This is a genomic window from Pseudomonas fluorescens (assembly GCF_001708445.1).
Taxonomy (GTDB): Bacteria; Pseudomonadota; Gammaproteobacteria; order Pseudomonadales; family Pseudomonadaceae; genus Aquipseudomonas; species Aquipseudomonas gorinensis.
Window position 1 is genome coordinate 637,012 of record NZ_CP015637.1, and the last position, 20,834, is coordinate 657,845.

The window sequence follows — 20,834 nt, forward strand, 5'->3', positions numbered from 1 at the left end:
TGCCCCGCGTTGGGCTGCGAAGCGGCCCCAAAACCAGGCACCGCGGTGTGTCAGTTAAAAACACATCGCCTGTCATGGGGCCGCTGCGCAGCCCAACGCGGGGCAAGCCCGCTCGCCACAACGCTGCGTCGAAGAGGGAGTGGGTGAGATCGGTGGCGGTCAGCAGCCGTAACGCTTGCTGGCCTCGATCGCCAAGCCACTGCCGATGCTGCCAAAGATATTCCCTTCCACATGCCGCGCATTCGGCAACATCGCCGAGATGCTGTGGCGCAGCGCCGGAATGCCGCTGGAGCCGCCGGTAAAGAACACCGTGTCCACCTGGGCCACGTCCACCGAAGCGTCATTGAGCAATTGGGTGACGCTGTTACGCACGCGCTCCAGCAAGCCATCGATGGCCGATTCGAACAAGCTGCGGCTCAGGTCCACGCTCAGTCCTGGCTCAACCCGGTCGAGCAGCACATGGCGGCTGTCTTCGTGGGTCAGCTGGATCTTGGTTTCTTCCACTTCCATCGCCAGCCAATGCCCGGCGCGCTGTTCGATCAGCTTGAACAGGCGGTCGATGCCGCCGGTGTCTTCGATGTCGTAGCGCATGCTGCCCAGGGCCAGCTGGGATTTTTGCGAGTACACCGAGTTGATGGTGTGCCAGGTGGCCAGGTTCATGTGGTGGCTGGTGGGCATGTAGGCCCCGCTCTTCATCCGGCTGCCATAGCCGAACAACGGCATCATGCCGGCGAGCGAGAGTTGCTTGTCGAAGTCGGTACCGCCGATGTGTACGCCGCCGGTGGCGAGGATGTCATCGTGGCGGTTGTCATTGTGACGGCGATCGGGCGACAGGCGCACCAGCGAGAAGTCAGAGGTACCCCCGCCGATGTCGACAATCAGCACCAGCTCTTCTTTTTCAATGGTGGACTCGTAGTCGAAGGCCGCCGCGATCGGTTCGTACTGGAACGAGATGTCCTTGAAGCCGATCTTGCGTGCCACGTCCACCAGGGTGTTTTCCGCTTCCTGGTCGGCCATCGGGTCGTCATCGACGAAGAACACCGGGCGCCCCAGCACCACCTCTTCGAACTCACGGCCGGCGGTAGCTTCCGCGCGGCTCTTGAGCTGGCCGATAAACAGCGCCAGCAGGTCGGTGAACGGCATGGCCGTGCCGAGCACGCTGGTGTCGTGCTTGATCAGCTTGGAACCCAGCAGGCTCTTGAGCGAGCGCATCAGCCGGCCTTCGTAGTTTTCCAGGTATTCATGCAGGGCCAGGCGCCCGTAGACCGGGCGGCGCTCCTCGAAGTTGAAGAACACCACCGACGGCAAGGTGATCTTGTCGTCCTCCAGCGCGATAAGCGTCTCCTCGCCGGGGCGGATCCAGCCGACGGTGGAGTTGGACGTGCCAAAGTCGATGCCGCAGGCACGGGCTGGGGATGGGTTTTCCATGTCTATCGGGTTCCGGTTGAAAAACGGCCGCGCAGTGTATGCCACCCGCGTGCAGATGCGTAGGCCGACTATCTGTTAAATAGCGGGCACTGCGCCTTGAAAGACCAGGGTTCGTCCCCAACTTGTCCAGCATACGGTCGGTGGGTGCAAGGATATTCGTGCACTGCCGATAAACTTCTACGCACCCATCGGCTTGGGATTGAGATCAGTCAATTCAAACGCTGCAATCCGGCGCATGCTGTGCCGCTGGCTGTGCGAAATCGATCACGGAGGGTGACCCCCCAGATGGACTTTAAAGACTATTACAAGATTCTTGGCGTAGAGCCGACGGCGGACGACAAGGCGATCAAGGCGGCCTATCGCAAGCTGGCGCGCAAATATCACCCGGACGTGAGCAAGGAAAAGGACGCTGAAGCCAAGTTCAAGGATGCGTCCGAGGCCTATGAAGCGCTGAAAAGTGCCGACAAGCGCGCCGAATACGACGAGTTGCGCAAATACGGCCAGCATGGCCAGCCGTTCCAGGGCCCGCCAGGCTGGCAGAGCCGTGGCGGTTTTGGCGGTGGCCAGGGCACCGAGGACTTCTCCGACTTCTTCAGCTCGATCTTTGGCGGCCGTGGCGATGCCTTCGGCGGTGGCCAGCGCCGCAGTGCCGGGCGCAAGGGCCAGGACGTGGAGATGCAATTGTCGGTGTTTCTCGAGGAAACGCTGTCCACCGAGTCCAAGCAGATCAGCTTCCAGGTACCGCAATACGACGCCTCGGGGCGGCACGTCAGCAACACCACCAAGAGCCTGAACGTGAAGATCCCCGCCGGCGTGGCCGACGGTGAGCGCATCCGCCTCAAGGGCCAGGGCGCGCCGGGTGTTGGCGGTGGCGCCAACGGTGACCTGTACCTGATCATCAAGTTTGCACCGCACCCCAAATTTGAGGTGGAAGGCGAAAACCTGGTGATCACCGTGCCGGTAGCGCCTTGGGAGCTGGCGCTGGGTACCGAGGTGGCCGTGCCAACCCTGACCGGCAAGATCAACCTCAAGGTGCCCGCCGGCAGCCAGAACGGCCAGCGCATGCGCGCCAAGGGCCATGGCTTGCTGAACAAAAGCGGGCAGCGCGGTTACCTGTTTATCCAACTGAAGGTGGTGATGCCTAAAGACGCCGATGACGAGGTCAAGGCCTTGTGGCAGGCACTCGCTGACAAAGCCGCTTTCGAACCGCGCAAAACCTGGAGTCACTGACCCGGCACCTGCCCTGCATAGTTAAGGCCCGGTCTTTGTGGGTCATGAATAAGCTCCTCATTTCTCATTGAGGTACTGGTTCATGGCCCATGCTCAACCCCCGCTTCCTCCGGGAGATCAGGGGCAGCACTATGCAACGCTCGTCTCCCTCATACCGCAGGCGCTGGTAAAGGCTTCGCCTCCCCAACGTACGGCGTTGCGCGCTATAGACCCCAAGCTCCCCGCTGGGTACACCAGCGCAACCCAGCAGCAAAAAGACGCGCTCAAGACCTATGTCGACGCCAGTTGGACCTCATTGGTCCAAGGGGAAACGCAGATGGCGAAGATCCAGACGGTTGTGGCGTTCGCCAAGCCGCTGCTGGAAGCAGCCCTCAAGCGTCCCGGCCAGGTGATGACGGACGAACAATACTATGCAGACATCCTGATCTTGGATGAGGAAAGAAAAACCATACTGCGCAGGCTCTGTGACCAGGCGATGGGGCGTACCGCCAGCGTTGCCTAGTGTGCTCGACGCCCTGTACGCCCGGTGTGCGTTCACTGACCAGATGCGCACACCGATCGCCTGAGATGCGGTAGCTATACAGTCCACCCACACTGGGTCGTTCGATAGGCTGAGGGCTTCGGCTAACCCTCAAGGACGATCCACCATGTCAACACCCGTCATATCCTCCACCCTCCCCGAAGGCACGTTCACCACGGACCTTCGGGGTGTTCATTACGATTTTCTCAAAGACCGCGTACCCACCTGGTTCAACCAGGCCATCCCGTACCGACAGGAAGAACTCGGCAACCATGAAATGCACCAGCTACCCTCCTGGTATCGGACAGCTTCGCCTGACGCCAGGGCCCGGCTGGCAGACAGCCACAGCACCTTTCGTGAAACGCTGAACACGATCGAAAACAGCCTGGGGAGCATCACCGACATTCTGGCGTTTGCCGAGCAGCCGCTCAAAGAGGCGATCAAGCGAACCTTCAACCTGGACCTGGATGTCAGAAGCGTCTACTTCGCGCGCAAATATGCGTATCCACGAGGGCGTACAGACCTCTATGGTTTTTTTGCCTTCGAGCAACAGAACGATCCGACGCTGAGCTACCGGTATCGCGCTGTCTCCCTGCTGGAGGCCGCCCTGGCCAATTTCGAGCCCGGCGAAGAACGAGCCCCCTCCTGTCACGACTGCCAGATCATTACCACCTTCGGCGCGTATGACGGCGAGATTATCCCGACGTTCGATGCGCTCAGCGAACAGGCCGTGGCCATCGCCCCTCATGCGTTTGCCGCGCTGTGCCGGACGTTGGATCTGGGCGCGCGGTATCAAAAACACCTCAAGGAAATATTGACCCCCACAGGGAACGCCGAGCGCTCCGCACTGATGCAGCAACTGCAAACCCATCAGCGTCAACAGCTGGCGCTGAGCGGCGAGATCGCGAACCTTCAATTTGCCCTTCGCCCTGGCACCCGCCGGGTTGAATCGGGCATCAGTGCCGATGCCTACCGCATGCTCAAGCAAGTGCTTGCCGACCCGTCCGGCGCGACCTTGGACGGCCGCCCCGTCACGTTCGCGGCATTGAAAATCTTTGGGGTGTCCTTGATCGGGCCCTTGTTGATCGGGCCCGACCGTCAAAGCAGTCGCAGGGTTGAGCGCCTGCTGGCATACATCCCCAATGACCCGCAGCAACCGCTCAAGGAGTATGCATCGGGTGCCGACTTCATGGCTGATCTGAGGTCGCGCTTGCACAGTGCGTCCTATCGCCGGTTCTTCAGTCGGTTTATCCCGCAGCGCGAACAGTGGGCGTTCTTTAAACAGTTCAACCGGTTGTACCAGCCTGCCAGCAACGGCAACCCGGCCACCGATTACCCGCTCAAGCCTGAGCCCGCGCGGTTGCGTTTGGAAGAGACGCCCCTTACCGCCGCGCTGTGGGAGCAGCAGGTCCAGGCCTTCATCAACAAGGTGTTCGACGATGCCAGGGCGGTCGCCGTGCCCACCGGAGACGAGGACCGCAAGGCCCGCACGGAGCGTTTAGAGGGCTATCTCGATGCGGTGCTCAGCTTTTTGAACGTGGCCGCCTTTGTTGTGCCGGGGCTGGGCCCGATCATGCTGGCGGTGGGCGCGGCGCAGATGTGTTCCGACGTATTCGAAGGGATCGAAGCGGCTGAACAGGGCGATACCCGGGCGATGTGGGCACATTTTTCCTCCGTGGCGCTCAATGCCGCGTTCTTTGCCGCCGGGTCCCAGGTAGTGCCCAGGATCAAGTTCGTGAGCATGTTGGATAATTTCAAACCGGTCACGATGCCCTCGGGAAAAAGGATGTTGTGGAAGGCTGACCTCGGGCCCTATGAGTCCACGGTCACTCTTGCGCCGCAGTCCAAGGCCAACGAGATTGGCCTGCACCAGCACCATGGCCGGACGGTGCTTGCGCTGGAGGGCAAGCACTACCAGGTCAGGCAAGACGCGGATACCGGGCAATACCGTATCCAGCACCCGACCCGGCCCGATGCCTATGCGCCGAAACTGGAGCATAACCACCAAGGTGCCTGGAGCCATGAAGTCGAAGAGCCGCTGACGTGGGACGAGCCGACGCTGTTGCGGCGCCTGGGGCTTGCCGAGTCATCGGACCAGGTACGTATCAGTGGGGTCGAGCCGCAAACACTGCGTGAAACCTTCGTCAATCATGAGCCTGTTCCCCTGACCCTGGAGGAAACCCTCAAGCGATTTGAGATCCATCAGACGCTCACCACGTTTGTTGAGCAGATGCGTAGCAGCGATCCACTCGTTTATGCGAAGGCTGATCCGGTGTTGCAGCTGCAAAGCATGCAGCGCTACAGCCTGTTGCCCGAGACGCCGCTGCTTCGCGTATTGGACAGCGACGCCAATGTGCTGTGGGAAGGCGACGGCCCTGCATCAACCGACAGGCGAATGGTGGTGCTCAGCCAGGGCAACGTGGATCGGGGCGAATTGCTTAACGAGGTGCTGTACACGTTGCAAGGTGTCGATGCGGACCTGCCGGGTATTCCTGGCAGCGCCCAGGACCCGTTGCATGCCCGGGCCAGCCAACTGCGGCGATTCATTGCCGACAAGGTGGATGCCATCAAGGGTTCGATGGTGAATGAGCGCTACAAAGCCTTGACCCGTACGGATGACCCCGATGTTCAGCGGGTGCAGGCGGACTTCCCCGCCCTCTCGACCCCCGTGGCCACCCAACTGCTGGAAAACCTGAGCGCCGAGGCGTTGCAGCGTTTTCGCGGCAGCGGTCGCTTGCCTGAGGCCGTGGTTGAACAGGCCAAATGGTTTGAGCAGGAAGCGCGTGTCGCCCGTGCCTATGAAGGGCTGCACCTGGACACGCTGACGGACCTCGACAGCCAACGGTTGGCCTTGCGTACCCTCGAAACCCTGCCGGGGTGGCGGCGAGGAACGCGAGTGGAACTGCGCCAATATTCGGCGCAGGGCCCGATACTGGATGCCATCGGCTCCCCAGATGCGTTGCCCGCCAGGACGTTGGTCATCCAGAAAGACGATCGGTTTTCGGCGGGGGATTTTTACACCGCTGCCTGGGAAATCATGTCGCCGGGCGAGCGCCAAGCCATGGGGTTTAGCGAGGCGTCTCAATTGAAGCCGGCGATCCAGCAATCCCCGCTGTCGCGCCAGCGCCTGCGCACTGTGTTGCTGGAACATCCGGTCCGCAAGCCGGCGTTTGATCCGTCGATGCGTGCAGTGGGCGGCGGCCCGGGCTTTCGGCAACTGTTGAAAAAAACCACACAGGCTTTCCGTTCTCCCGAAGCGCGCGTTCGCACGCTGTTTCCTTCGTTCACTGACGAACAGGTTATCGAGTTCATTCAGTCATTGGGCACGGATGTATCGGCTGGGCTGGCTCGCCGCGAGGCGGAATTCGAAACCCTGGATAAGACGCTCAAGGCGTGGGTCAAGGAAAACACCCCGCAACTGGCGATTACCGCATTTGATCGTAACGGTGGCATGGCCGGTCGTACTGCCAATGACATCCGGCGTTGCTGGCGCCGGGAGACGGGGCCGGCGTTAACCCTGACGTATGGCCGGGGGACAACGTTGCCGGCATTGAGCGGGGACTTCAGTCATGTCCAAACGCTCGAACTCGCCGGTTTCAGGGGCGCAAGCAACGTAGACACGCTGCTCAAGAATTTTACCGCGTTGAAAAGCTTGAGCGTGCGCAACTGCCAGCTTGCCGAGGTTCCCCTGGCAATCGATGCCATGCCAGGCCTGACCTCCCTGAGCCTGGAGACCAATCGAATTCGGCTGACCGCCCAAAGCGCAGCGAGGCTGAGTGCGCTCACCACGCTTGAGGAACTGAATCTGCAAGGCAACCCGCTGGGCGTGACGCCGGATTTCAGCGGCATGCTCCAGCTGAAAAGGTTGAATTTAATGCTGACGCAACTGGAGCAATGGCCAACGGGGTTGCACAACCAGACCTCATTGGAAATCGTCAACCTCAGCCGTAACCGGTTGCAAGAAGTCCCCCAGGCCAACCTGAATCCGCCACCTGAGCAGCTTGCGGCGATTGCCCGGATCAATCGCGTGACGCTGCTGGATCACAATGCGTTTCCTGAAGACTACTGGCAACAATTTGACAGCTACTGGAAACGACTGGGAGAAAACCGGCCCGATTTACTCCCCGGTGGGCTTAATGAGGCGTTTGACAGCGGCAACCCCAGGGTGGGCATTGTGCGCAAAATGTACCCAGGCTATGGCGTTCAAAAGGCCCGGGAATTTATCTGGAACCTGGGCCCTGGGGCAGACGCCGAGCTGGCCAGGCTTGAGCAAGCGTTTGATGTCCTCCAGGCTCAACTCAATGCCTGGGCATTCTCGGGAGGTGGCGCGTATCAGCGGTATGCCCGCCCAGGTGAGCGGAACCTCAATACAGTGGCGCACCGGGCGCGGCGCGAAGCTCAGCAGCGGATCTTGAGCTGCTGGAGACAGGAGACCCCTCAGATGCTGGCCAACGACGGCACCCGGATTGGCCTGGAACTGGACCTCAGTGGCTTGGGTTTGCCGAGCTTGCCCGACCTTGACGTGGACTTCAGTCATGTCGGTTCGCTCAAGCTGAGCAATATGGGCCTGAGCGCTTCTCCCGAGGGGTTTCTGTCGCGGTTCCGCGGGGTGCGCTGGCTGGACCTGTCAGGCAACCAGCTGCGCGAACTCCCGCCTGCGCTGGGCGAGATGCGTGGGTTGACCCGTTTGTTCTTGCACAACAACAGGATTCGCTTGAGCCCGGAGACGGCCAGGATGTTGTCCGAGCGCGTGTCCCTCAGAGCCTTGATCATCCATGACAATGACCTGCGCCTGTCGCCCGATTTCAGCCAGATAACGGATATGCGCTCGCTCAGCATGGCGCGCGCAGGTCTTGAGACATGGCCGAGCGGTTTGGCCGAACAGCCGCTGCTGGACCGGATAGACCTGTCTGGCAACCGCATGACAACCATACCGGCGTCCGTCATTGCGCCGCCAGACGAACGCCTGGCGCAAACCGCCCGGGTCAATAACGTGACGCATGCGAACGACAACCCCTGGACGGATGCCACGCTGCAACAAGTGCGCGACTACGGCCAGCGACTTGAACGGGCGGGGCTGGCATCGCCCGGTAACCCCAACCGCCTGGTGGTCACGGCTTCTTCGGATGTGAGTCGCGTCGCCATCGCGGCTCGGCCCGATGCACCGTTTCGGCGCTGGGCGGCGGGGTTGACCGAAGAGCAAATAGCCAGCCGAAAAGCCCAGTGGGACAGCCTGCGAGGGCAGGCCGGGGCCGATGGGTTCTTCGAGGTGCTCAGGGACCTGCAAGCGGGCGCCGCTGAGCATGAGGATCTTCAGCGCCGGGTGTGGGACGTGATAGATACCGTCAGCGCACACTCCGCCGAGTCTGAAAGCCTGCGCGAGCAGATGTTCGAATGGGCAGGCAGGGCGACGTGTTGCGATCGTGCGGCCTTGTCCTTCAGTAATCTGGAAATCATGGCAATGGTCTACAAGGCGCGGGCCCAGGCCCTGGACTCGACCCAGGGCGAGGTCTTGTCGACATTGTCCAGAGGCCTGTTTCGTCTGGACCAGGTTGAGAAGATCGCCTTGAACGATATCGATCAACGTAGAACCGCCATTAACAACTCGAACCTGACGCCTGATCAGAAAACCCAGCAGTTGGAAAAACTGGAAGAAGTCGAAATAAGGCTGGCCTATCGGTATGGCCTCAAAGATCGGTTGCAGTTGCCGGGGCAGCCGCAACATGCGCGGTTCATCGGCCTTGGAAAGGTTACCCAGGCGATGCTGGACGCTGCTTATGAACGCATCGTGGCACTGGATAACTCACCCGAGGAGTTTCAGGCGCTGCTGTCCAGAGACTTCTGGCAGGACTATGTGACCCATAAATACCGCTCGCGATTCGAGGCGCAAAGCAAACCTTATCAAGATGAACTCGCCGTTTTGTTCGATAGATATACCGAGGGGAGTTTGTCGACCCACGCCTATGAGCGCCGGGCCCAAGAGCTGCAAGCGCGGCTGGTGATTGACGACGGCCTGTTGATTGATGCGCTGACCCGCGAAGAGATCGTTACCCGCCCGATGGCGTCGGGAGATCTTGAAGCGCTGGTGGAGCCCGCTCCCGGCAGCTTGGCGGTGTTGGCGCTGTCGCAGGCACGCCCCATTGAGTTCGAGGGCAAGCGCTATTTTATTGCGAGCATGCCGGATGCCGGTGATGGGCAGTATTACCTGTTGAGGGTGCAGAGCCGGAGCAACCCCTACGAGCTGGTCAGCAGCGGGATTGTCGCCAAGCCTGACGTGGCCGGCGTTTGGAGACGTAGAGGCGAGACCGGCGGGGGCGGGACAGGCGCGTCTGGCGAGGCGCATGCCACCGTACCGGAGTCGATACCGATGGTGCCCTACACGGCGGGCGAACTCAGCTTCATGCGGCGGGACGTTCACTTCACCACCCAGCAAAACAAGTTGGGTAGCTATAACCGCGTCAACAACGGCAAGTATCCCCTCCGGGACCTGCAGGGCCGACCCATTCGCATTCGAAGCCTGCAGACGCAAGTCAAAATGCCTTCAGGTCACACCTATACGTCCACGCCAATCAAACCCTATATCAAGTTTGAAGGGTTTGAGGCGGTAGGGGCGCTTTATGAAGAGAAACTGCGGTGGCGAACGTTCACTGCCGACGATGTGAAAGTCCCTGGAGAAGCCGCGTTGGTCGGGCAGTCCATGGTGGTTGCCAACCGGCCCATTGCCAAAGGAGAAATCGTGGGGGTGTACGGCGGGGTGATTTTACCGCGCAGTTTGTCTGTGGCCTCGGAGGGGACATTCGGCATGGTCGTCGGCACGGCAAAAGTCGTTGAGGGCGGCACTTTCCATACCGTACCGCTCTTTATCGAGGGCGACTCCATCATTTCCAGAATCAACACCCATTTCGAATATGACGCCGATGGCAAACCTGTCCGACAGGCTGCGGGCGGTTACAACGTGGAGTCCGTGCCTTTCGCGGTAGAGGCCGAGCACGCGACCAGCCGTCCAGGCGTGAGGACCAACTATGTGCTCAATGCTGTGTTTGCCACTGAAGACATTCCGGCGGGTGTCGAGTTGCGACTGAACTACGAATATACGGAGGCGATGATCAAAACCAAGTTTGCGTGACTCTGCCAGTAGAGGTTCAACCCTGGACATGCAGGCCATGTTCAGGGTTGAGTGGCCCCCGTTAAAACAGGAAATACCGCTGCGCCATGGGCAGCACATCCGCAGGTTCACACCACAGCAACACGCCGTCGGCCTTGACCTGATAGGTCTGTGGGTCCACCTCGATGTCCGGCAGGTAATCGTTGTGGATCAGGTCGGTCTTCTGCACATTGCGGCAGCCCTTGACCACGGCGATCTGTTTTTTCAAGCCCAGGGTTTCCGGCAACCCGGCCTCCTGCGCCGCCTGGCTGATAAACGTCAGGCTGGTGGCATGCAGCGAGCTGCCGAAGCTGGCGAACATCGGGCGGTAGTGCACCGGTTGCGGGGTGGGGATCGACGCGTTGGCGTCGCCCATCAGGCTGGAGGCGATCGCGCCGCCCTTGAGGATCAGGGTTGGCTTGATGCCAAAGAACGCCGGACGCCACAGTACCAGGTCAGCCCACTTGCCGACTTCGATGGAGCCGACGATATGGCTGATGCCATGGGTGATCGCCGGGTTGATGGTGTACTTGGCGATGTAGCGCTTGGCGCGGAAGTTGTCGTTGCCAGGGCCGTCGCCGGGCAGCGCGCCACGTTGTTTTTTCATCTTGTCGGCGGTCTGCCAGGTGCGCGTGATCACTTCGCCGACACGGCCCATGGCCTGGCTGTCGGAACTGATCATCGAGAACGCGCCGAGGTCATGCAGGATGTCTTCGGCGGCGATGGTCTCGCGACGGATGCGGCTTTCGGCGAAGGCCACGTCTTCGGCGATGCTCGGGTCGAGGTGATGGCAGACCATCAACATGTCCAGGTGCTCGTCGATGGTATTGCGCGTGAACGGCCGCGTCGGGTTGGTCGAGCTGGGCAGCACGTTGGGGAAGCCACAGGCCTTGATGATGTCGGGCGCATGACCGCCGCCGGCGCCTTCGGTGTGGTAGGTGTGGATGGTGCGGCCCTTGAGCGCGGCGAGGGTGGTTTCGACGAAGCCGGACTCGTTGAGGGTGTCGCTGTGGATCGCCACCTGCACATCGTATTGGTCGGCGACGCTCAGGCAGTTGTCGATACTGGCGGGCGTGGTGCCCCAGTCTTCATGCAGCTTCAAGCCGATGGCGCCGGCCTTGACCTGCTCGATCAACGGCTCCGGCAAGCTGGCGTTACCCTTGCCGGTGAAGCCGATGTTCATCGGGAACGAGTCACTGGCTTGGAGCATGCGCGCCAGGTGCCAAGGCCCTGAGGTACAGGTGGTGGCGTTGGTGCCGGTCGCCGGGCCGGTGCCGCCGCCGATCATGGTGGTGACGCCACTGGTCAGGGCCTCTTCGATCTGCTGCGGGCAGATGAAATGCACATGGGAGTCGATGCCGCCGGCGGTGAGGATCATGCCTTCGCCGGCAATCACTTCGGTGCTGGCGCCGATGGCCATGGTCACGCCGGGTTGGATATCCGGGTTGCCGGCTTTGCCAATGGCGTGAATGCGGCCGTTCTTGAGGCCGACGTCGGCCTTGACGATGCCCCAGTGATCGATGATCAGCGCGTTGGTGATCAGGGTGTCGACCACCTCGTGAGCGAGCAACTGGCTCTGGCCCTGGCCGTCGCGGATGACCTTGCCGCCGCCGAATTTCACTTCTTCGCCATAGACGGTGAAGTCCTGTTCCACTTCGACGAACAGCTCGGTGTCGGCCAGGCGGACCTTGTCACCGACGGTGGGGCCGTACATGTCGGCGTAGGCTTGGCGACTGATTTTCATGTGTGTGCCCTGAAGATGTGTGTTGAATGTGAAATCGCTATCGGGGGCAAGCCCCCTCCCACCTTTGATTTGTGAACCCATTCAAATGTGGGAGGGGGCTTGCCCCCGATGAGGCCCTAAAGGTCGCCCATGATCCGTCCGGCAAACCCGAACACCCGCCGCCCGCCGCTCAAATCAACCAGCTCGACCTCGCGACTCTGCCCCGGCTCGAACCGCACCGCCGTGCCCGCCGGAATATTCAGGCGCATGCCGCGGCTCAATGGGCGGTCAAACGTCAGCGCGTCATTGGTCTCGAAAAAATGGTAGTGCGAGCCCACCTGGATCGGCCGGTCGCCGCTGTTGGCCACGTTGAGGGTGACGGTGCGGCGGCCGACGTTGAGTTCGATGTCGCCAGGCTGGATCTGATATTCACCAGGAATCATGCAGGTTGCCCCAGGGTCTTGAAGTAGATGGCGGTCGGGCTGTAGCGCCCGTCCGGGCTTTGGCAGTAGTCGGGCAGTTCACCCAGCTTGGTGTAGCGCAGCGACTGGTAGAAAGCTTCGGCCGGCGAGCCGGCCTCGGTGTCCAGGTACAGCAGGCCGCGCTTGTGCTGGCGCGCGGCGAGTTCCAGGGTGTTCATCAACTGTTGGCCCAGGCCATGGCGGCGTGCGCTGCTGTGCACCAGCAGCTTTTGCACCTCGGCGCGGTTCAGGCCATTGGCTTTCTGGCATAGCGCCAGTTGCACGCTGGCGATCACCTGTTCATCGCGCACCACCACCCATAGCAACAGGCTGGCGTCTTCGATACTTGCCTGCACAGCGTTCAAATAGCTGCGGGCCTGGGCCTCGTCGAAGTCGGCCATGAAGCCGACCGAGGCGCCGTGCTTGACCGCGTCCAGCAACAGCTCAATCAAGCCCAGGCGGTAGTGGGCAAAACTTTCAGCATTGACTCGACGTAATTGCGCGGCGCTCATCGATCTCACTCCTTGGGCGGTTCTGCGCCCGGGTTCAAGGTCAGTTGCATAAAGGTCAGGTCGAGCCAGCGGCCGAACTTGATGCCCACTTGCGGCATCTGCCCGGTGGTGGTGAAGCCCAGGCGCTCATGCAGGCGGATCGAAGCCTGGTTGCCGCTTTCAATGGCGGCAACCATCACGTGCTTGCCGCAGGTGCCGGCGCGTTCGATCAAGGCTTGCATCAGGCGTGGGCCGAGGCCCTTGCCGCGCTGGTCGCTACGGACGTACACCGAGTGTTCGACGGTGTAGCGATAGCCTTCGAAGGGGCGCCAGTCGCCAAATGAGGCGTAGCCCACCACTTCATCGTGTTCCACCGCGACCAGGATCGGGTAGCGCTGGGCCTGGCGCGCGCTGAACCAGGCCAGGCGGTTCGCCAGGTCCACCTGTTGCTCGTTCCAGATCGCCGTGGTGTTGAGTACCGCGTCATTGTAGATGTCGCGGATTGCCGGCAGGTCGTGCTCGGTTGCGTCACGAATCATGGCCGGGCCTCAGGCAATGGGCTGGTGGACGGTGACCAGCTTGGTCCCGTCGGGGAAGGTGGCTTCCACCTGGATATCCGGGATCATTTCCGGGATGCCTTCCATCACCTGTTCGCGGGTGAGCAAGGTGGTGCCGAAGTGCATCAGGTCGGCCACGGTGCGGCCATCGCGGGCGCCTTCCATCAAGGCGGCGGAGATATAGGCGATGGTTTCCGGGTAGTTGAGTTTCACCCCGCGCGCCAGGCGCCGTTCGGCGACTAAGCCTGCGGTGAAAATCAGCAGTTTGTCTTTTTCCCGTGGGGTCAGGTCCATGGTTCAAGGTCCTTCAAAGAATGCATTCTTAAATACAACAGAGATCAAGTGTGGGAGGGAGCTTGCTCCCGATAGCAGTGGGTCAGGCAATACGTGTGCTGACTGATCCGCCGCCATCGGGAGCAAGCTCCCTCCCACATTTTGATCTTCATGTGCTCCAGATTCGTGGTGAGACCGCCTCTCGCCCAAACAGGGCGGGGCGTAACAATTTCCATAAATCGATCAACCACTGCCGCGCCAGCAATGCTTCACTGGCCAGGCAGCGGGCCACCAGCAGGCCGGGCAGTTGGGTCAGGTCGCCGCGCACCGCGTGGGGCAGTGAACGGCATTGTTCAAGCAATTCGCCAGGGATTTCGCCAGTCACCAGCAACGTCGCAAACGCCGGCTGCCCATCCAGCCCGATGGGCGAGTCCAGCAAACCATCGGCGCCCACAATGCGCTGGCGTTCATGCCAGAGCAACTGGCCGTCGCGGCGGATATCCAGGTGCGATTGGAAGTGGCCCAGGTCGAAACGCTCACCACTGGCCGGGCGGCCGAGGGCGACCACGTCCCAGTAGAACAGGCGGGCATCGCCTTGCAGCTCGATACGCGTGGTGAGCTCGGCCTGGGCGGCGCTGAATACGATGGTTTCCTGGGGCAGCCATTCCAACGTGGCGCCGGCTTCTACGGTGAGATCGAGTTGCTGAAACGCCGGGCCGCTCGCGCGATACCACTTGGCAGCGCCGGGGCTGGTCAATTGCGCCCAGGCGCCCGCGCCGACGTGGGCGCTGATATCCAGGCGATCGCCGCCGGCAATCCCGCCGGGCGGGTGCACGATGATGTGCTGGCACACTTCGGGGCCTTCGGCGTACAGGTGCTTTTGCACCCGCAGCGGGCCGTGGTGGCGACGCATCACCGGGCGCGTGGTATCGCCGAAACGCGCGTAGCCGAGTTCCAGCGCGGCATGCCAGCTGGGGGTGAACAGGGCGGGGGAAACGGGCAGGTTCATGGCTCAGGCTTATTGTCAGGACGCTACAGATTAGATGGTTACGAGACCGCGTACACCGTCACTTTCCATATTTTCACCGCGGCCTTGCTGCACGATTTCGCCACGGGACATCACCAGGTACTGGTCGGCCAACTCGGCGGCGAAGTCGTAGAACTGCTCCACCAGCAGGATCGCCATATCGCCCCGCGCGGCAAGCTTCTTGATCACCGCCCCGATTTCCTTGATCACTGACGGCTGTATGCCTTCGGTGGGCTCATCAAGGATCAACAGGCGCGGGCGACTGGCCAGGGCGCGGCCAATAGCCAACTGTTGCTGCTGGCCGCCGGACAAGTCACCGCCACGCCGATGCTTCATTTGCAGCAACACCGGGAACAGTTCGTAGATAAACGCCGGCACTTCCTTGGCCTCGGAGCCAGGAAAACGCGACAGCCCCATCAACAGGTTTTCTTCCACGGTCAGCCGCCCGAAAATCTCCCGGCCCTGGGGCACATAGGCGATCCCGGCGTGTACACGCTGGTGCGGCTTGAAGCCGGTGATGGCCTGGCCTTCCCAATTCACCGCGCCCTCTTTGGCCGGCAGCAAACCCATCAGGCACTTGAGCAGGGTGGTCTTGCCCACGCCGTTACGCCCGAGCAGGCAGGTGACTTCGCCGACCTTCACGTCGAAAGACAGCCCCCGCAGGATGTGGCTACCGCCGTAGTACTGGTGCAGCTTGTCGACTTGCAACATTCTCAAAACCTCCTCAATTCCCTGTAGGAGCGAGCTTGCTCGCGAAAAACCTGAGGGCGCCGCGTGCATTCAGGCTGCCCGCGTTATCGTTAACGATTTTCGCGAGCAAGCTCGCTCCTACAGAAAAGCGAACTCAGCGCCCGAGGTACACCTCGATCACGCGCTCGTTTTCCTGCACCTGCTCCAACGAGCCTTCGGCCAGTACGCTGCCCTGGTGCAGCACCGTCACATGGTCGGCGATCGAACCGACAAAGCCCATGTCGTGCTCCACCACCATCAGCGAGTGCTTGCCCGCCAGGCGCTTGAACAGTTCGGCGGTGAATTCGGTTTCCGCGTCGGTCATGCCGGCCACCGGTTCATCCAGCAGTAGCAGTTGCGGGTCTTGCATCAGCAGCATGCCGATTTCCAGGAACTGCTTCTGGCCGTGGGACAGCAACCCCGCCGGGCGCTGCACCGAGGCGGTGAGGCGGATGGTGTCGAGCACTTCATCGATGCGGTCTTTCTGCTCTCCACTCAGGCGCGCACGGAGGCTGGCCCATACGGATTTATCGGTCTTCTGTGCCAGCTCCAGGTTCTCGAACACGCTCAAGGCTTCGAACACCGTGGGTTTCTGGAACTTGCGGCCGATACCGGCCTGGGCGATCTGCACTTCGCTCATGCTGGTCAGGTCGAGGGTTTCGCCAAACCAGGCCTTGCCGTGGCTGGGCCGGGTCTTGCCGGTGATCACGTCCATCAGCGTGGTCTTGCCTGCGCCGTTGGGGCCGATGATGCAGCGCAATTCACCGACACCGATGTACAGGTTGAGGTCGTTGAGCGCCTTGAAACCGTCGAAGCTGACGCTGATATCTTCCAGGGTCAGGATCGTGCCGTGGCGCGTGTCGAGGCCCGTCCCGGCCGCCTGGCCGATACCGATCGCATCGCGACCGCTGCCGGCATCAAGGATAGGTTCGAGCATAAATTCCGCCGTCGCAGTGATTCTCATGGTTCACCCCGTTTCTTCAGCAGGCCGATCACGCCCTTGGGCAAATACAAGGTGACGATGATGAACAGCGCCCCGAGGAAGAACAGCCAGTATTCCGGGAACGCCACGGTGAACCAGCTCTTCATGCCGTTGACCACGCCAGCGCCGAGCAGCGGCCCGATCAAGGTGCCGCGTCCGCCCAGGGCCACCCATACCGCAGCTTCGATGGAGTTGGTCGGCGACATTTCGCTGGGGTTGATAATGCCCACCTGCGGCACATACAACGCGCCCGCCAGGCCGCACAGCACCGCGCTCAGCACCCACACGAACAGCTTGAAGCCGCGTGGGTCGTAGCCGCAGAACATCAGGCGGTTTTCCGCATCGCGCAATGCCGTCAGCACCCGGCCGAACTTGCTTTGCGCCAGGCGCCAGCCGATGTACAGGCTGGCCACCAGCAACAGCACCGTGGCCACGAACAACACCGCGCGCGTGCCCGGCTCGGTAATGCCAAAGCCGAGGATGCTGCGAAAGTTGGTGAAGCCGTTATTGCCGCCGAACCCGGTCTCGTTGCGAAAGAACAACAGCATCCCGGCGAAGGTCAGGGCCTGGGTCATGATCGAGAAGTACACGCCCTTGATCCGCGAGCGGAAGGCGAAGAAGCCGAACACCAATGCCAGCAAGCCCGGTGCGAGCACCACCAGGCACAGCGCCCAGAGGAAGTGCTCGGTGCCGACCCAATACCAGGGCAATTCGGTCCAGGATAAAAACGTCATGAACGCCGGCAGCCCGTCACCGGAGGCCTGGCGCATCAAGTACATGCCCATGGCGTAGCCACCGAGGGCGAAGAACAACCCGTGGCCGAGGGACAGCATGCCGGCGTAGCCCCACACCAGGTCGAGCGCAAGGGCCACGATGGCGTAGCAGAGGATCTTCCCCACCAGCGTCAGCGTGTAGGCCGATACATGCAGCGGGTTTTCCGGCGCCAGCAGCGAACACAACGGCAGGGCCAGCAGCAGGGCCAGGATCACGGCGCCGACGGCAATCGTCACTTTGGGGCCGGCCTTTTGCGTGGCGGTGAGCATCAATGGCTGGTTCATCAGTCGATCACCCGTCCTTTCAGTGCGAAGAGTCCTTGCGGGCGTTTCTGGATAAACAGAATGATCAGCGCGAGGATCAGGATCTTGCCGAGTACGGCGCCGATCTGTGGCTCCAGGATCTTGTTGGCGATGCCCAGCCCGAACGCCGCCATGACGCTGCCGGCCAACTGGCCGACCCCGCCGAGCACCACCACCAGGAACGAGTCGATGATGTAGCTCTGGCCCAGGTCCGGGCCGACGTTGCCGATCTGGCTCAGCGCCACACCGCCCAACCCGGCGATGCCGGAGCCGAGGCCAAAGGCGAGCATGTCCACGCGCCCGGTGGGCACGCCGCAGCAGGCGGCCATGTTGCGGTTCTGGGTCACGGCACGCACATTCAGGCCCAGGCGCGTCTTGTTCAGCAGCAGCCAGGTGAGCACCACAACAAACAGTGCGAACGCGATGATCACGATGCGGTTGTACGGCAACACCAGGTTGGGCAGCACCTGGATGCCACCGGACAGCCAGGCGGGGTTGGCCACTTCAACGTTCTGCGCACCGAACACCAGGCGCACCAGTTGGATCAGCATCAGGCTGATGCCCCAGGTGGCGAGCAGGGTTTCCAGCGGACGCCCATACAGGTGACGAATCACCGTGCGTTCCAGGGCCATGCCGATGGCGGCGGTGACGAAGAACGCCACCGGCAGCGCGATCAGCGGGTAGAACTCGATGGCCTGGGGCACATAGCGCTGCATCAGCAACTGCACCACGTAGGTGGAGTAGGCACCGAGCATCAGCATTTCGCCGTGGGCCATGTTGATCACGCCGAGCAGGCCGAAGGTGATCGCCAGGCCCAGGGCCGCCAGCAGCAGGATCGACCCCAGGGACATGCCGCTGAAGGCCTGGCCGAGGATTTCACCCAGCATCAGTTTGCGTTTGACCTGCGCCAGGCTGGTCTCGGCGGCGGTGTGTACGCTGGCGTCGGCTTCCACGCCGGGGGAGAGCAGGGCTTCGAGGCGGGTACGTGCCAGCGGGTCGCCGGTACTGCCGAGCAAGCGCACGGCGGCCAGGCGTACCACCGGGTCGGTGTCCACCAGTTGCAGGTTGGCCAGTGCCAGGCTGAGGGCGGTGTGCACGTCCTCATTGGTTTCGGCGGCGACCTGCTGGTCGAGGAATTTCAGTTGCGCCGGTTGCGCGGTTTTTTGCAGGGTTCGCGCAGCGGCCAGGCGTACCTTGGGGTCGGCGGCGAGCAGTTGCTGGCTGGCCTGTACGTTGTCGATCAGGCCGCGCAGGCGGTTGTTCAGGCGTACGGTCTTGGTTTCACCGTTGAGCGTGAGCTGGCCTTGTTGCAGCGCGTCCACCAACTCGATGCGCGCCGGGTCGGGCTGGGCGGCCCAGTCCTGGAGCAGCTTGGCTTGTTGCGCGGGGTTGGCGGCGAGGAAGTCTTCGGCGTCGCCTGCATGTGCCGCCAAAGGCAGCAACAGCAGCAATGCCAGGAAATAGTGATTGAGGGCAGCGGGCATAAACAAATGTCCTAGTCATGCGCGGACAGTGTGGGAGGGGGCTTGCCCCCGATAGCAGTGGGTCAGTGACAAGTGCATTGCCTGACACGCCGCTATCGGGGGCAAGCCCCCTCCCACAGTTGACCTGTGGTGGGGCTTAGTTGCTCTTCACCGCATAGTCCGGCTTCTTGTCATTGCCAGGGATGTACGGGCTCCACGGCTGCGCCCGGATCGGCTCCTGGGTCTGCCACACCACGGAGAACTGACCGTCGGCCTGGATCTCGCCGATCATCACCGGCTTGTGCAGGTGGTGGTTGGTCTTGTCCATGGTCAGGGTAAAGCCCGACGGTGCCGCGAAGGTCTGGCCGGCCAGGGCTTCACGCACTTTGTCGACGTCGGTGGACTTGGCTTTCTCGGCGGCCTGGGCCCACATATGGATGCCCACATAGGTGGCTTCCATCGGGTCGTTGGTCACGGCTTTGTCCGCGCCCGGCAGGTTGTGTTTCTTGGCGTAGGCTTTCCAGTCGGCGACGAATTTCTGGTTGACCGGGTTCTCTACCGACTGGAAGTAGTTCCAGGCCGCGAGGTTGCCCACCAACGGTTTGGTATCGATGCCGCGCAGTTCCTCTTCACCTACCGAGAACGCCACCACCGGTACGTCGGTGGCCTTCAGGCCCTGGTTGGCCAGCTCTTTGTAGAACGGCACGTTGGAGTCGCCATTGACGGTGGAGATCACCGCCGTCTTGCCGCCAGCGGAGAACTTCTTGATGTTGGCGACAATGGTCTGGTAATCGGCGTGGCCGAACGGGGTGTAGACCTCTTCGATATCTTTATCCGCCACGCCCTTGGAATGCAGGAACGAGCGCAGGATCTTGTTGGTGGTGCGTGGGTACACGTAGTCGGTGCCCAGCAGGAAGAAGCGCTTGGCGCCGCCGCCTTCTTCGCTCATCAGGTATTCCACCGCCGGGATCGCCTGCTGGTTCGGCGCCGCACCGGTATAGAACACGTTAGGCGACATCTCTTCACCTTCGTATTGCACCGGGTAGAACAGCAAGCCGTTGAGCTCTTCGAACACCGGCAGCACCGATTTGCGCGACACCGAGGTCCAGCAGCCGAACACCACGGCGACCTTGTCCTGGGTCAGCAACTGCCGACCCTTTTCAGCAAACAACGGCCAGTTGGACGCCGGGTCCACCACCACGGGTTCGAGCATTTTGCCGTTCACACCGCCTTTGGCGTTGATCTCGTCGATCGTCATCAAGGCCATGTCTTTCAGCGAGGTTTCGGAGATCGCCATGGTCCCTGACAGCGAGTGCAGGATGCCGACCTTGATGGTTTCTGCGGCCTGTACGGTCCAGGTCAGACCCATGGCGGCAATGGATGCCGACAACGTTAACGCCTTGATCAAGCTGCGACGCTGCATGGTGCGATCTCCGAGAGTGAGTGATTATTTTTCTGGGGCGCACGAACCGCCCGCCAACGTGGCTGTTTCGGTGATTGCAAAGGCTGTGCCCGGTCAGCGCCCGGTATGAAAGCGGCCTCTTTACGGGGCATTTGCAATGGCGGTTGTTCCAATGTGGGGCTGAAATGTCAGCGTGGGGCCTGCATCGGCACCGTTCTGGTGCTTTGCGCTGCGTCGCGTGTGAGGAGGGGCTACGCCAGGTCTACACATGTAGTGCCTGGCGCCTGGCGGGGGTGTTCAAAATCGCTGGACGGGGTGCGACATCCGT

General features: G+C 61.7%; 15 protein-coding genes and 1 pseudogene. 3 read left to right on the top strand and 13 right to left on the bottom strand.

The window, feature by feature from the left end:
* Positions 1-159: 159 nt before the first annotated feature.
* Positions 160-1,428, bottom strand: coding sequence for an Hsp70 family protein (locus A7317_RS02730; RefSeq protein ID WP_024073129.1), 1,269 nt, complete (start codon positions 1,426-1,428; stop codon positions 160-162).
* Between the two features lie 285 nt (positions 1,429-1,713).
* Here A7317_RS02730 and cbpA point away from each other — a divergent pair, with 285 nt between their 5' ends.
* The 3 genes from cbpA to A7317_RS02745 all read left to right on the top strand — a co-directional run bounded on the left by cbpA (position 1,714) and on the right by A7317_RS02745 (position 10,304).
* The gene (gene cbpA / locus A7317_RS02735) at positions 1,714-2,658 is read left to right on the top strand and encodes a curved DNA-binding protein (RefSeq protein WP_024073130.1); all 945 of its coding nucleotides are present in this window, start codon (positions 1,714-1,716) and stop codon (positions 2,656-2,658) included.
* An 82-nt stretch (positions 2,659-2,740) separates the two neighbouring features.
* Positions 2,741-3,160 carry a hypothetical protein gene (locus A7317_RS02740; RefSeq protein ID WP_069075159.1) on the top strand — a complete coding sequence of 140 codons (420 nt, stop codon included), beginning with the start codon at positions 2,741-2,743 and terminating at the stop codon, positions 3,158-3,160.
* 145 nt (positions 3,161-3,305) lie between these two features.
* The gene (locus A7317_RS02745) at positions 3,306-10,304 is read left to right on the top strand and encodes an NEL-type E3 ubiquitin ligase domain-containing protein (RefSeq protein ID WP_069075160.1); all 6,999 of its coding nucleotides are present in this window, start codon (positions 3,306-3,308) and stop codon (positions 10,302-10,304) included.
* A 61-nt stretch (positions 10,305-10,365) separates the two neighbouring features.
* Here A7317_RS02745 and ureC read toward each other — a convergent pair whose 3' ends face one another.
* The 12 genes and pseudogenes from ureC to urtA all read right to left on the bottom strand — a co-directional run bounded on the left by ureC (position 10,366) and on the right by urtA (position 20,527).
* The gene (gene ureC / locus A7317_RS02750; RefSeq protein ID WP_024073133.1) at positions 10,366-12,066 is read right to left on the bottom strand and encodes an urease subunit alpha; all 1,701 of its coding nucleotides are present in this window, start codon (positions 12,064-12,066) and stop codon (positions 10,366-10,368) included.
* A 116-nt stretch (positions 12,067-12,182) separates the two neighbouring features.
* A complete protein-coding gene (locus A7317_RS02755; RefSeq protein ID WP_024073134.1) occupies positions 12,183-12,488 on the bottom strand; it encodes an urease subunit beta in 306 nt (101 codons plus the stop codon).
* Entirely contained in the window at positions 12,485-13,018 is a 534-nt protein-coding gene (locus A7317_RS02760; RefSeq protein ID WP_024073135.1) for a GNAT family N-acetyltransferase, read from the bottom strand. The genes A7317_RS02755 and A7317_RS02760 overlap by 4 nt, the downstream gene beginning before the upstream one ends.
* A 5-nt stretch (positions 13,019-13,023) precedes the next feature.
* The gene (locus A7317_RS02765; protein ID WP_069075161.1) at positions 13,024-13,536 is read right to left on the bottom strand and encodes a GNAT family N-acetyltransferase; all 513 of its coding nucleotides are present in this window, start codon (positions 13,534-13,536) and stop codon (positions 13,024-13,026) included.
* 9 nt (positions 13,537-13,545) lie between these two features.
* The gene (locus A7317_RS02770; protein ID WP_069075162.1) at positions 13,546-13,848 is read right to left on the bottom strand and encodes an urease subunit gamma; all 303 of its coding nucleotides are present in this window, start codon (positions 13,846-13,848) and stop codon (positions 13,546-13,548) included.
* Positions 13,849-13,996: 148 nt separating this feature from the next.
* Positions 13,997-14,836 carry an urease accessory protein UreD gene (locus tag A7317_RS02775; RefSeq protein WP_024073138.1) on the bottom strand — a complete coding sequence of 280 codons (840 nt, stop codon included), beginning with the start codon at positions 14,834-14,836 and terminating at the stop codon, positions 13,997-13,999.
* A gap of 30 nt (positions 14,837-14,866) precedes the next feature.
* Positions 14,867-15,565, bottom strand: a complete 699-nt coding sequence (urtE, locus tag A7317_RS02780) for an urea ABC transporter ATP-binding subunit UrtE (RefSeq protein ID WP_024073139.1) — start codon at positions 15,563-15,565, stop codon at positions 14,867-14,869.
* 22 nt (positions 15,566-15,587) lie between these two features.
* Positions 15,588-15,674, bottom strand: a pseudogene (locus A7317_RS30955) (outer membrane lipoprotein carrier protein LolA); the annotation flags it as partial.
* A 24-nt stretch (positions 15,675-15,698) separates the two neighbouring features.
* Positions 15,699-16,547 (bottom strand): urea ABC transporter ATP-binding protein UrtD, encoded by an 849-nt coding sequence (gene urtD, locus A7317_RS02785; RefSeq protein ID WP_024073140.1) that lies wholly within the window; start codon positions 16,545-16,547, stop codon positions 15,699-15,701.
* Positions 16,544-17,623, bottom strand: coding sequence for an urea ABC transporter permease subunit UrtC (gene urtC, locus A7317_RS02790; protein WP_024073141.1), 1,080 nt, complete (start codon positions 17,621-17,623; stop codon positions 16,544-16,546). Before urtC ends, urtD begins: the two co-directional genes overlap by 4 nt.
* Positions 17,623-19,125, bottom strand: coding sequence for an urea ABC transporter permease subunit UrtB (gene urtB / locus A7317_RS02795; RefSeq protein WP_069075163.1), 1,503 nt, complete (start codon positions 19,123-19,125; stop codon positions 17,623-17,625). The genes urtC and urtB overlap by 1 nt, the downstream gene beginning before the upstream one ends.
* A gap of 136 nt (positions 19,126-19,261) precedes the next feature.
* The gene (gene urtA, locus A7317_RS02800; RefSeq protein WP_024073143.1) at positions 19,262-20,527 is read right to left on the bottom strand and encodes an urea ABC transporter substrate-binding protein; all 1,266 of its coding nucleotides are present in this window, start codon (positions 20,525-20,527) and stop codon (positions 19,262-19,264) included.
* Positions 20,528-20,834 lie beyond the last annotated feature (307 nt).

What these genes read in the sequence shown, in the direction of transcription:
- A7317_RS02775 (WP_024073138.1), bottom strand. Translation starts at nt 14,836, where the DNA reads ATGAACCTGCCCGTTTCCCCCGCCCTGTTCACCCCCAGCTGGCATGCC.
- A7317_RS02755 (WP_024073134.1), bottom strand. Translation starts at nt 12,488, where the DNA reads ATGATTCCTGGTGAATATCAGATCCAGCCTGGCGACATCGAACTCAAC.
- A7317_RS02730 (WP_024073129.1), bottom strand. Translation starts at nt 1,428, where the DNA reads ATGGAAAACCCATCCCCAGCCCGTGCCTGCGGCATCGACTTTGGCACG.
- ureC (WP_024073133.1), bottom strand. Translation starts at nt 12,066, where the DNA reads ATGAAAATCAGTCGCCAAGCCTACGCCGACATGTACGGCCCCACCGTC.
- urtB (WP_069075163.1), bottom strand. Translation starts at nt 19,125, where the DNA reads ATGCCCGCTGCCCTCAATCACTATTTCCTGGCATTGCTGCTGTTGCTG.
- urtC (WP_024073141.1), bottom strand. Translation starts at nt 17,623, where the DNA reads ATGAACCAGCCATTGATGCTCACCGCCACGCAAAAGGCCGGCCCCAAA.
- A7317_RS02770 (WP_069075162.1), bottom strand. Translation starts at nt 13,848, where the DNA reads ATGGACCTGACCCCACGGGAAAAAGACAAACTGCTGATTTTCACCGCA.
- A7317_RS02740 (WP_069075159.1), top strand. Translation starts at nt 2,741, where the DNA reads ATGGCCCATGCTCAACCCCCGCTTCCTCCGGGAGATCAGGGGCAGCAC.
- urtD (WP_024073140.1), bottom strand. Translation starts at nt 16,547, where the DNA reads ATGAGAATCACTGCGACGGCGGAATTTATGCTCGAACCTATCCTTGAT.
- urtA (WP_024073143.1), bottom strand. Translation starts at nt 20,527, where the DNA reads ATGCAGCGTCGCAGCTTGATCAAGGCGTTAACGTTGTCGGCATCCATT.
- A7317_RS02765 (WP_069075161.1), bottom strand. Translation starts at nt 13,536, where the DNA reads ATGATTCGTGACGCAACCGAGCACGACCTGCCGGCAATCCGCGACATC.
- urtE (WP_024073139.1), bottom strand. Translation starts at nt 15,565, where the DNA reads ATGTTGCAAGTCGACAAGCTGCACCAGTACTACGGCGGTAGCCACATC.
- cbpA (WP_024073130.1), top strand. Translation starts at nt 1,714, where the DNA reads ATGGACTTTAAAGACTATTACAAGATTCTTGGCGTAGAGCCGACGGCG.
- A7317_RS02745 (WP_069075160.1), top strand. Translation starts at nt 3,306, where the DNA reads ATGTCAACACCCGTCATATCCTCCACCCTCCCCGAAGGCACGTTCACC.
- A7317_RS02760 (WP_024073135.1), bottom strand. Translation starts at nt 13,018, where the DNA reads ATGAGCGCCGCGCAATTACGTCGAGTCAATGCTGAAAGTTTTGCCCAC.